Consider the following 12,117-nt stretch of genomic DNA (forward strand, 5'->3'; position numbering starts at 1 on the left):
CCCATCGTACCGTCGCCCGCTCAGGGGCGCACCCGGCGCGGATATCAATCACTCGCGGAACTTCAGGAAGGTGACGAATTCCCGCGCCCTGTCCGCGCTCTTGGTCACGTTGCTGAATCCGATGACCGCATCGGAGGGGAGCCCGTCGATGCCGGTCCAGGTGGCGGATTTGGATAGGTCGAGCCCGTACGCCTCGGCCGCATCGTCGGTCGGATCGCCGTTCTTGTCCACGAACGCGCCGGCGGCGCCCAGCTTGGACAACGCCTCGCCGTGCTCGACCTGGTTCACCGAAGTTACGTAGTCACGACCGACCAGCGTGGCGAAAGTCGTTTTGTCCGCAACGATCATGTTGATCTGGCCGGCGGTGACCATGGCCATCATCTTCGCCGAGTCGTCCGAATAGGACCCTTCCGCGCTGATGATCAGATCCCCGGCGACGTCGACCAGGCGGTCGTCGCCGATGTTGCGGTCCTTGACGAATCGCTGCTTGAGCATGTCCAGCTGCTGCGAGTACCCGTTCATGTTGACGCCGACCACGCTCAGCTCCGGGTCAGGCGCCTTGAACACGATCGTGCACACCAGCGAGACGGCCACCGCCACGGCGACGATCACGGCGATGGTGCCGATCAGAAAATGCTGCACGAAGAAGGGCCACTTGTCGCGCGCGGGCAGTTCCCGGAACGTCGTCCACTTGGATTGCCGCGCGTACTGGTTGTGGCTGGCCAGCGTCGCGATGGCGTCCTTCTGCTCGTCGGTGAAGGCGTATTCCTTGCCTTCGCCTGACTCATTGCGGTCATCTGCCATATGCGCATCTCCTCATGACGCCGTCAGCGTGGTGCCGGCCAACGCCTGGCCGGGCTCGATCGGGCATAATCGATCAATGTAGACGAAGTATACTCACCGTGTCTTTGGGTATTCCGAACACAGCGAGCCGCACAAAACAACGTAACGACCCAATTACCTACAGCTACCTACAGCGCAGAGGGATTGGCCGCCTCAACCGACAGGCCCGTCAGAACCCCGGAGCCTTGGCGCACGGCAGGTCACACGGTGTTGTACAGCCGCTTGGGGAAGGCATCGCGGTATTGCCCCGGGGTGAGACCCGTACGCCGTTTGAAGACGCGCATGAAATACTTCGGGTCGTCGTAGCCGGATTCGCGGGCCACATCAGTCACCGGCGTCGTGGTGGTGCTCAGCAGTTCGCGCGCATGGTCGATGCGGTATTCGGTGATCTGCTCGACGATGCCGATGCCGAACACCCGCTTGTACATCGCGGTCAGATAGCTCGGCGAATAGTGAAAGCGCTCGGCCACGCCGGCCACGGTGATGTCGTCGAAGGCCTTGGCCATCAGCCACGCGCGGATGGCCAGCATGGGGCCAAGCCCCGATTCCCCGCCCTCAAGGACCAGACGCCCGTCGGCGTGGAATCCGGCGATGCCCGCGCCACCGCCCGGCCCGCCGTCGGAACCGCCCCGCAACGCGCCCGCGGCATACGCCTCGGCCCGCGCCTGTGCGCTGACCTCCAGCAGCACGCTGGTGGCGAAGTAGTCGCAGTACGCATTCGCATGCGGGCCGAACCGGGCGTACAGGTCGATCAGCTGGCCGCACAGCACGGAAAGACGGCCGGGATCGTCGGCCTTGCACCAGTGCGGCAGGACCAGGCAATAATCGTCCTGGGGGATGTCGCCGTCATCCACGGTCCTTGTCGGAGGCAGCAGCACATGCATCCAGTAGAACTCAAGGTCCTCGGTGATGATGCGCGTGCCCGCATGCTCCACGACCGGCGGCACCAGCGCGATCTCGTCATCGGCGATATCCAGCTCGCGGTCGCCGATGCGGATCGGCAGAATGCCGCGGCGCACGAACACCAACTCGAAGGAATCCATGGTGCGCCGCATATGGCGCCATCCCGGACCGGACACGAACTGCCCGATCGAGATGAAACTCACCGGCCCGTCCAGTCGGCATATCGTAGCGGTCATATCCACAAGGGTAATACGCCGTGGTGGCCCGAATTTCGCATGCTCGTACGCCTGCCGGTGCCCCAGGTGCGAGTTGTCGGTGCAAGGCCACCGAGAGGCGACCGGAAAATGGCCGTTCCGAGGCCCACAAAGCGGAGAAAAACCGCTTTCACTACTGACCCATGCACCGACAACTCGAGGCTACGCAACAATACGGCGCTACGCGCGTAGCCACACGGTCATCTCGTTCTCGCCGCGGTTGGCCCAGGCGAAGTACGGGATCAGCGTGGCGGTGACGGGCTCGCGGTCGGCCGGTGCGTACTCGCGGTACAGCGGGGAGACCACCGGCTCGTCCACGGTGTCGGCGGCGGGCTCGCGCCATGCGGGCACCTCCAGCTTGACCATGGGCCGCGTCACCTTGTCGACCTCGCCGAGGCCCTTCTCGTCCAGCCCCTTGGCTCCGGCGTGGAAGTCGAAGGGCACCACCTTGACGGCCTTCGGGTCGGCCGCGACCGCGGCGACGTCAGCGTGCAGCAGGTGCAGGTTCCCGCCGTTGTCGTGGCCTTCGGCGCAGAAGGTGATCGGGCCGCGCAGGAACGCCACCTTGTCGGTGTCCTCGCGCGCCAGCGGGTTGGCCGCCACCATGCGCACCGGCATCGGGAACGCGAAGCGCACGGTGTCGCCGTCGTTCCATTCGCCGGTGAAGTAGACGTAGCCGTCCTTCACCGTGCGCGAGATGCGGGCGTCCTGGCCCTCGCCCGACGCGGAGATGGCGTCGGCCGCGCCTTCGCCGCCGGCCCATGCGGGCAGGCGGAACGCCAGCGTCGCCGTGACCGGCTTGGCGACGTGCACGCTCGCCACGCCATCGCCCTGCCACGGCAGGTTCGCCTGCACGTTCAGCGTCAGGTCGGCGCCGTTCAGCGTGGTGCTCGCCTCGCCGCCCATGTACAGGTGGGTGAACAGCGTGGAGCCGTCATCGGCCACCGTGTAGGCGTATTCCTGGATCGACTCGACCAAGCGGGCGATGTTCGGCGGGCAGCAGGCGCAGCCGAACCACTTGCGGCGCACCGGCTTGACGTGGAACAGGCGGCTGTCCTTGTGGCAGGCGTACGGGTTGACCTCCAGCGGGTTCACGTAGAAGAAGCTCTTGCCGTCGAGCGCCATGCCGGCCAGCGCGGTGTTGTACAGCGCCAGTTCCATCACGTCGGCGTACTCCGCCTTGGGCCGCAGCTCCAGCATGCGGCGGGCGAAGAACGCCAGCGAGATCGCCGCGCAGGTCTCGGAATACGCGCTGTCGTTCGGCAGATCGTAGTTGTACGAGAACGCCTCGCCGTCCGTGGTGCCGCCGATGCCGCCGGTGATGTACAGCTTCTTGTCGACGATGTTGCGCCACAGACGGTCGGCCGCCTCGGTCAGGTCCTTGTCGCCGGCCAGGCGGGCCACATCGACCAGCCCGGAATAGAAGTAGCCCGCGCGCACCGCGTGGCCGAGCGCCTCATCCTGCTCGGTCACCGGCTTGTCGGCCTGATAGTACGCGTAATCCTCCGCCTTGGTCTTCTGGGGGGCGGTGCCGTCCAGTTCGGCCCTGCGGCGGTCCTCCTCCTGGAAGTACAGCGGCCGCTGGCCGCGCTGGCGCACGAAGTACGCGGCCAGGTCGGCGTACCGCTGCTCGCCGGTCACCTCGGCCAGGCGCACCAGCGCCATCTCCGCGATCTCGTGCCCCGGGTACCCGTGCAGCTTGCCCTCCTCGGTACCGAAGCGGGAGGCCACGTAGTCGGCGAAGCGGCAGGCCGCCTTGAGCAGCTTGTCCTTGCCGGTGCCCTGGTAGTAGGCCACCGCGCCCTCGGTCAGATGGCCGAAGCAGTACAGCTCGTGGTGGTCCTTGAGGTTGGTGAAGTGGCGGTCCATGCCGTTGAGGATGTAGTAGGTGTCGAGATAGCCGTTGTCGAGCTGGGCCGCGCAGACGACGTCGATCGCCGCGTCGGCGGTCGCCTCGAGCTGGGCGTCCGGGTGGTGCGCAAGGCTGTAGCCCACCGCCTCGACCCACTTCGAGAAGTCGGTGTCCTGGAACACGAAGCCGTAGAACTTGTCGGGATCGGGATGCGCCGGGTCCTCCGGCTTGGCCTCGAAGCCGCGGTACGTGTAGGTCGGCGGCACGAAGGTCTTGCCCTCGGCCTCCTTGCGGGCGTTCTGCGCGGCCGCCGCCTTGAAGTTGTGCATGCAGTAGCTGGGCGCGGCGCCCGGCACCTTGTCGTTCAGCGCGTTCCACTGGTACGGGATCACCGCCGTGCGCACGAGCTCCTGCTCGGCGTGCCAGAACGGATCGGTGACGGTGACGCTCCTGAGATCCAAGGGCGTGCTGTGCTGCGTGGTCATGGACATCTCCTTTGACTTGATGATGACTCGTTGCTGACTTCATTCCCCATCAGACGGGTTTCACCACATAGGCTACGAGCTTTGGCTGGAGGCCCGGGTGGACAAATCGTTGACCGAGTGGAAGTCTCGAGCCGACCACGCAGAAGAAGACCCGTGCCGGACCGGTTCCCCACACCGAGGGAGGAGCCGGCCCGGACCGACGCGCCGCCTAGTCGACGCGGTCGACGAGATATATGCGCGAGGCGAAGTCGGGGCCGAGATCCGAGTCGTCGATGCCGATGCGCATGAATTCGCCGCCGGACCGGGTCGCCTCGAAGCGCCCGTCGGTGGACACGGCATGGTAGCGCGCCTCGGCGTCCAGCCCGCGCAGATACAGGCGCGACTTGCCGCGGTTCGGCTGGCCGAGGATCACGTAGTCGCCCACGATCGCGTGCGCCCGGTCGGCGGACACGCTCATCCACGCGGCGCGCCGGTGGCCGTACGGGGCGATCAGACGGTACAGATCGCCGTTGTGCAGCAGCGGCGCGTGCTCCTTGAAGAACGCGACCTGCCCGGCGATCGCCTCCAATTCGGCGTCCGGCAGGCTCGTCAGATCCATCTCGTAGCCGAAGGTGCCGAACATGGCGACCGCCGCGCGCATGTCCAGCGATGTGGAGCGCCCGGTCTGGTGGTTCGGTGTGATCGACACATGGGCGCCCATCGCGGACACGGGGAAGAAGTAGCTGGTGCCGTACTGGATCGAAAGCCGTTCGATCGCGTCGGTGTCGTCGCTGGTCCAGATCTGCGGCGAGTATGCGAGCACGCCCAGGTCGAAGCGCGATCCGCCCGAGGCGCAGCCTTCGATGATCAGATCCGGGAACGCGGCGAACAGGCGTTCGTACAGCGCGTACACGCCCAGCATGTAGCGGTGCATGACCTCGCCCTGCCGTTCGGCGCCGCGCGTGGCGTCGAAGGCCTCGGTGATGAAGCGATTCATATCCCACTTGATGTACGCCACGTTCGCGCCGGACAGGATGGCGTGCATCTGCCCGAAGATGCCGTCGACCACGGCCGGATTCGCGAAGTTGAGCACGTACTGGTTGCGGTAGACGCTCTGCCCCCGCCCAGGCGTGGACAGCACCCAATCCGGGTGCGCCCGGTACAGGTCGGAGTCCTTGTTGACCATCTCCGGCTCGAACCACAGGCCGAAGTCCATGCCGAGATCGTTGATCTTGCGTGCGATGCCGGCGATGCCTTCGGGCAGGCGGTCCGGATTCGCCGTCCAATCGCCCAGGCCGGCGTTGTCGGACGTGCGCGCGCCGAACCAGCCATCATCGAGCACGAACAGCTCGATGCCGACCCGCTTGGCCAGCCGGGCGAGGTCGAGCAGCTTGTCCTCGGTGAAGTCGAAGTAGGTGGCCTCCCAGTTGTTGATGAGGATCGGCCGTTCGCGCCGCGCCCACTGCGGACGCTGCAGGTGGTCGAGCACCGCGCGATGGAAGGACTGGCTCAGCGTGTTCAGGCCGCGGTCCGTGTAACCGAGCAGCGCCTCGGGCGTCTGGAAGGACTCCCCCGGCTCGAGTCTCCACGCGAATCCGAGCGGGTTGATGCCCAGCTGCAGTCGGGTCGCACCGTAGGTGTCGACCTCGGCGTGCAGGTCGAAATTGCCGGAGTACACGAACGCCAATCCGAAGGCCTCGCCCTCGTCCTCGGTTGTTGCCGGGCGGGCGAAGATCGCGTTCGGGCTGAAATACGGACCGCTGGCGCCGCGCAGCGACTCGATCTGCTGGATGCCGGGGTGCAGCGGCTGCGTGCGCGGGGTGCGTTCGCGCGCCCACGCGCCGGTGAATTCGGTCATCGTGTAGTCGGCGTCCGGCAGGTCGAGATTGAAGCTGGCCGCGCGTTCCAGCGTCAGCGGCTCCATACCGCGGTTCTCGATCAGCGCGCTGCGGGCGATGACGGGATCGTCGCGGAAGATGGTGTAGCGCAGGGTCACGGCCAGCCCGATCAGCTCGTCGCACAGCACGATGTCGAGCGTGGTCGCGACAGACCCGCCGCCGGCGAAGGTGGCCGGCAGCCCGGCCAGCGCCGGCTTGCCAGGACTGACCGAGTAGCCCACGTATTGCAGATCAGTCAGGCGCGAGCCATTGGGCTGCGCGACTTCGATGGCCGGGTGGCGGTAGTCGCCGCGGCCGAATTCCGGATACTCAAGACGCTGCTGCTCGACGAACCGTTCGGTGCGCTCGTCGACGGTGGAGGACTGCACGCGGAACCGATCGTCGTGCAGATAGCCGAAATCGGCCGAATCGGGAACGGCCGCGCCCGTATACAGGTTGACGAGCTTGCCCGCCGCCACGCCCAGGATCATGCTGATCCTGCCGTTGCTCAGATGGAACTGGCGAAGCTCGTCGTTGACGCGGACAAGCGACCGCTGCATATGATCATCCATGATCAAAACTCCTTGCGATGGACCGGCGCGCCAGCCACCCCCTGGCCGACACGATATGACCGATCGTACGCGACAGGTCCAACCCACGCGCGATCGACCATGAAACGCCAATCCCCAGTAGGCGACACGCCAGCGCCGCCCATCGCAAGCCCGTTTCCGATGTCTGGCTCCCCTCCGCGAGGGGAGCCAGGCGCATGTGGTGTCAGGCGTTCGCGGCGCCCGTGGCGACGCGGATCATCGCGTACTGCGACTCGTAGAGACGGTAGTACGCACCCTTGGCGGCGAGCAGCTGCGCGTGCGAGCCGTGCTCGACGATCTGGCCGTGATCGATGTAGAAGATCTCGTCCGCGTTCTCGATCGTCGACAGGCGGTGCGCGATGATGAAGCTCGTGCGCCCCTTGAGCAGATGCTGCAGGCCGGCCTGCAGCGCCTCCTCGGTGCGCGTGTCGATGTTGCTCGTCGCCTCGTCCAGGATCAGGATGCGCGGGTCGGCGAGCAGCACGCGCGCGAAGGCGATGAGCTGGCGCTGCCCGGCCGACAGGGTCGATCCGCGCTCCTCCACCACCGTGTCGTACCCGTCGGGCAGCTCCATGATGAACTCGTGCGCGTGCACGGCCTTCGCCGCGGCCTCGATTTCCTCGTCGGTGGCGTCGAGCTTGCCGTAGCGGATGTTCTCGCGCACGTTGCCGGAGAAGATGAAGGTGTCCTGCAGCATCACGCCCATCTGCCGGCGCAGCGATGCGAGCGTCACGTCGCGCACGTCGTAGCCGTCGATCGTCACCGAGCCCTCGGACACGTCGTAGAAGCGCGACAGCAGGTTGATGATCGTCGTCTTGCCGGCGCCCGTCGGGCCGACCAGCGCGATCGTGCGCCCCGGTTCGACGTGGAAGTCCACGAGGTTGAGGATGTTGCGGCCGTCCTTCTCGTAGCGGAACACCACGTCGTTGAAGTCCACGCGCCCGCGGATCTGCGGCAGGTCCGCCGCATCGGGCTTGTTGCGGATCTCCGGCGTGACGTCGAGCGTCTCGAAGATGCGCTCGAGGTACGCCGAGCAGGTGATGAGCTGGTTGTAGAAGTTGCCGATGTTGATCACCGGGTTCCAGAAGTTGTTCGCGTAGCCGACGAACGCGATGAGCACGCCGGTGGTCACTTTCACGCCCCCGAAGCCCATCACGCCGACGAAGTAGATGAACGAGATGGTCATCACGGAGATGGTCTGCACGCCCGGCCACATGAGGAACTGGATGTGCACGGCGTGCATCCACGCGGAACGCACCTCGCCCTGCTGTTCCTGGAAGGTCCTGAACTGGGCCTGCTCCTGCGCGAAGGTCTGCGTGGTCTTCACGCCGGCGATCGACTCGTGGATGTAGGCGTTCAGGTTGCTCTGCTTGTTGGAGAGCTTCTGGAAGGCGCGCCGCTGGAAGATCTGCAGCACGCGCACCCAGATGATGAGCACCGGGAACAGGATCAAGCTCCACAGGGCCAGCTGCCAGTCGATCACGAACATCACGATCAGCGTGATCACGAAGGTGAACACGTCGGAGATCACGTTGATCAGGCCGGAGCTCAGCGTGTCCGAAAGCGTGTTCACATAGTTGACCACGCGGATCAGGATCTTGCCGTGCGGGCGCGAATCGAAGTAGCTGAAGGGCAGCGTCTGGATATGCGTGAAGATATCGCGGCGCATGTCCTTGAGCATGAGCTGGCCGACGCGCGTGATCGCCACCGTGCGGTAGCGCAGCCCGAACTCGTACAGTACGATCAGCGCGGCGAGGATCACGGCGAGGATGCCGAGCTTGCCGAGGTCCTTGTTCGGGATCGCCTCGTCGATCATGATCTTGGTCAGGTACGGTACGGCGACGACGATGCAGCTCATCGAGATGACGACGACGAGAATGCGCGCCACCTGTGCCATATACGGTTTGAGATATTTGCCGACGCGCAGGATGTCCCGGAAGTTGATCTGCTCCTCGAGTTCCTCATCCTCGCGGTATGTATTGCGTTGTGCCATGAAAAAATCTGCCTCTCGCCCCCTTCCCGAGGAAGGGGGCAGTATCGTGTTGTGACGGGGAGCCTTGCGTCAGTGGCTGCCGGCGGCCGCCATCGGCCGTCAGTAGCCCTGCGACTGCCCGGACTGCAGGCCGAGCTGCTTGTGGTAGATGTCCCAGTACCGCCCGTGCGCGGCGACGAGGTCCTCGTGCGTGCCGCGCTCGACGATGCGGCCGTGCTCCAGCACGAGGATCAGGTCGGAGTCCTTGATCGAGGAGATGCGGTGGGCGATCGTGATGATCGTCTTGTTGCCGTCCATCTCGCGCAGGTGCTTCTGGATCTCCGCCTCGGTCTCCATGTCGACGGCCGAGGTCGTGTCGTCCATGATGAGGATGCTCGGGTCGTCGGCGAGCGCGCGGGCCAGCGACAGGCGCTGCTTCTGCCCGCCGGACAGGCCCACGCCGCGTTCGCCGACCACCGTGTCGTAGCCCTGCGGCATCGACTTGATGAAGTTATCGGCGCCGGCGATCTGCGCCATGCGGCGGATGTAGCGCTCGTCGCGGCATTCGCCGGCACCGAAGCCGATGTTGCCGCCGATGGTGTCGGAGAACAGGAAGGTGTCCTGCGCCACGATGCACACCTGCGAGCGCAGCGTCGACAGCGGCCAGTCGCGCGCGTCGATGCCGTCGATGAGCACATGGCCGACGGTCGGGTCGTAGAAGCGCGAGACGAGATTGACGAGCGTGGACTTGCCGGAGCCGGTCTCGCCCAGGATGCCGAGCTTCGATCCGGCCGGGATGAAGAAGTCGACGTCCTTGAGGATCGGCGTCTCCGGGTCGTCGGGGAACGCGAAGCTGACGTGGTCGAAGCGGATCTCGCCGCTGATGCGGTCGGGGGCGATCGGGTGCGAGCCGCCGACCTGCGAGGCGATGGCCACGGCCTGCTTGACGGAGGCCTCCGCGTCGGGCTTTTCGGTGATGCGCGACTCGGAGGTGAGCAGCTTGCGGATCTTGATGCAGCTGGCGTTGAAGCGCTGCCAGTCGTTGATCAGCCAGCCGGACTGGCGCACCGGGCCGTCGATCATCCACAGGAAGGAGTTGAAGCTCACGAGGTTGCCGAGCGTCATGTACCCCCTGATCACCAGGAAGCCGCCGAGGCCGAGGGTGATGAGCTGCAGCGAGAAGCCGAGCCCGTCGAGCCACGGCATGTATTTGCGCGAGTTGTAGGCCAGGGCCATGTTGCGCTGCATGTAGTCGTCGTTGTGCTCGTCGAACTTCTCGGTCTCGTACGGCTCGCGCACGAAAGCCTTGACCACGCGGTTGCCCTCGATGTTCTCCTCGACCATCGAGTTGAGCGAGGCGAGCGAATTGCGGATCGCGTAGAACAGCGGGTGGGCGTGCGTGGACAGGCCGCGCGTGAGCAGGAACAGGAACGGCGTGACGCAGGCGAGCGCCAGCGCGAGCCGCCAGTCGATGGCGAACATGACGCACAGCGCGCCGATGAACATGACCACGCAGTCGGCCACCTGGTAGCTGACCCAGCTCAGGGCATGGCGGATGGCGTCGGTGTCGGAGGTCATGCGGCTCATGATGTCGCCGGTGCGCGTGTGGTTGAAGTAGGTAAAGTCGAGCTCATGCAGCTTCTCGTATTCGTCGGATACGAGGCGGTAGACGGAATTCTGGCCGAATCGCTCCATCCACATCTGGTATCCGTAGCGCGAGCCGACGCGCACGAGCGTGAAGACGATCATCATCACGCACAGCCGGGCCAGTTCACCGACGTGCCCCTGGGTGATGACACGGTCGACGATCAGGCCGGACAGCAGCGGGATGATCAGCGCCATCGTATTGTTCACGCAGAACAGCACGATGGCCCCCGCCACGCGCGGAAGGTCTGGTTTGCAATAGGGCAGGATCCAACGCAGATTGCCCTTGTCTTGGTTTTTCGCCGGGTTGACGTACATGTGAGGAAGGTCCTCGCAATTCTTTGGTGTGTTGTTTGCTTGTGGTACTGTGCGGCACTCTTCTTCACCGCACGCGGCCATTCGCTGCCGCCACGATTCACGTCCGTCGTGTGTTCGAGTATCCCGCAACCGGCGCTCTCCTCGCCGGCCGAAACCCCTGTTCGGATTCGCAAACGCGATCTAGTCTAGGCGAACCGCATGGAGATGCAACCCATTGATTTCGGGTGTGTTGCCCCGTTATTCCGGCGTTTCCGTGATGTTCTACGCCGTTTTACGCCAAAAGCGATGTCGCTTTCATATGAAAAAGCCCCTTCCGCGCATTCGGCGGAAGGGGCGCACGGCCGGCGAGAGCGCAGGCCGTTCAGACCCGCGATGCCCGTGATGCCCGCGGCGTCCCCGTTGGCGTCGCGGCCGGCATCGCGGCCGATATCGCAGGCGGTGTCACGCGTGGACCCACGAGCGGACCACGCCTGGCGTCACGCGGTGCCGACCGCCGGGGTCGGCACCAGCACGCTCTTCCAGCGGAAGTTGTCGTTCGGGAACGAGCTGACCTCCTTCTTGGACCCGGCGCCGACCTGCGCCGGCTCGGCCTCGCCGCCGTTGCGGAACTTGTCGAGCATCTGCGTCAGGCGCTTCTCGCGGTACTGCAGCGCCACCACCCGGTCCTCGAGCTCCGCGATGCGGCGGATCTGCTGGCTGATCAGCACGTCGCACAGATCCCAGCGGGTCGCCTTGCGGCGGAACAGCTGCGCGATGGCCTCGCTGTTCACGAAGCACTTGCCGCCGGCCTTGTCGACGGCGCCCTCTTCAAGCGAGGCGACGGAAGCGACGTCGCCGGTCTGGGCCGGCGCGATCTGCGCCTTGTCCGCGGAGCGCTCCATGTCCCGGGAGATGCCGCTGCCGTACTGCATCTTCCAGCGCGCCACGCACCGCTCGACGCGCTTGTACCCGATCAGCGCCGGATCAAGTCCGGCCTCGCGGAACACCCTCGTCGGTGATTCGCCCATCATGTATCGGCGAGCGCACTCCCTCTTGAATGCCTCCGCGTAGGTGATGCGGCTCTTCGTCACGCGCACCACCGCGGGCAGCGAATACAGATAGTCGATCTCGTCCTTGCTGAAAGCGGAATTACCCATTACCTATTCCTCCTAATGATGTGATGTGTTGTCGTATGCTCCTTCGTGGCGTATGCATGGTCATCGGGGCTCAATTGCCCCGTCGTACTTTGCAAACGTTTTCAACTGCGTGGATAGCCCATTGTGCCAGATAATTTCCGGAAGCGCTACCACCCGTTATGCCCCGAACGATAACTACGTAGTTAGGAAATCCTCAATCCTTGATTTTTCAAGGGCTCACCTCATTTCTTACCACAGCGGAGCGTATGATGCGGTAGACAGGTG

Annotated in this window: 7 protein-coding genes; all 7 read right to left on the reverse strand. The window is 65.0% G+C overall.

The features are described 5' to 3' along the window. Positions 1 to 48: 48 nt before the first annotated feature. Complete coding sequence (locus BBSC_RS11935; protein WP_033518463.1) at positions 49 to 804, reverse strand: hypothetical protein; 756 nt, start codon at positions 802 to 804, stop codon at positions 49 to 51. A gap of 239 nt (positions 805 to 1,043) precedes the next feature. Beyond that, entirely contained in the window at positions 1,044 to 1,982 is a 939-nt protein-coding gene (locus BBSC_RS11940; RefSeq protein ID WP_046726033.1) for an AraC family transcriptional regulator, read from the reverse strand. A gap of 198 nt (positions 1,983 to 2,180) precedes the next feature. Beyond that, the gene (locus BBSC_RS11945) at positions 2,181 to 4,337 is read right to left on the reverse strand and encodes a glycoside hydrolase family 127 protein (RefSeq protein ID WP_033518465.1); all 2,157 of its coding nucleotides are present in this window, start codon (positions 4,335 to 4,337) and stop codon (positions 2,181 to 2,183) included. A gap of 208 nt (positions 4,338 to 4,545) precedes the next feature. Continuing rightward, positions 4,546 to 6,765 carry an alpha-galactosidase gene (locus tag BBSC_RS11950; protein WP_046726034.1) on the reverse strand — a complete coding sequence of 740 codons (2,220 nt, stop codon included), beginning with the start codon at positions 6,763 to 6,765 and terminating at the stop codon, positions 4,546 to 4,548. 202 nt (positions 6,766 to 6,967) lie between these two features. Continuing rightward, positions 6,968 to 8,776 carry an ABC transporter ATP-binding protein gene (locus tag BBSC_RS11955; RefSeq protein ID WP_033518467.1) on the reverse strand — a complete coding sequence of 603 codons (1,809 nt, stop codon included), beginning with the start codon at positions 8,774 to 8,776 and terminating at the stop codon, positions 6,968 to 6,970. A 99-nt stretch (positions 8,777 to 8,875) separates the two neighbouring features. Then, positions 8,876 to 10,717 (reverse strand): ABC transporter ATP-binding protein, encoded by a 1,842-nt coding sequence (locus tag BBSC_RS11960; RefSeq protein ID WP_033518469.1) that lies wholly within the window; start codon positions 10,715 to 10,717, stop codon positions 8,876 to 8,878. A 476-nt stretch (positions 10,718 to 11,193) separates the two neighbouring features. After that, positions 11,194 to 11,853 carry an HTH domain-containing protein gene (locus tag BBSC_RS11965; RefSeq protein WP_051923301.1) on the reverse strand — a complete coding sequence of 220 codons (660 nt, stop codon included), beginning with the start codon at positions 11,851 to 11,853 and terminating at the stop codon, positions 11,194 to 11,196. Positions 11,854 to 12,117 lie beyond the last annotated feature (264 nt).

The organism is Bifidobacterium scardovii JCM 12489 = DSM 13734 (assembly GCF_001042635.1).
Taxonomy (GTDB): Bacteria; Actinomycetota; Actinomycetes; order Actinomycetales; family Bifidobacteriaceae; genus Bifidobacterium; species Bifidobacterium scardovii.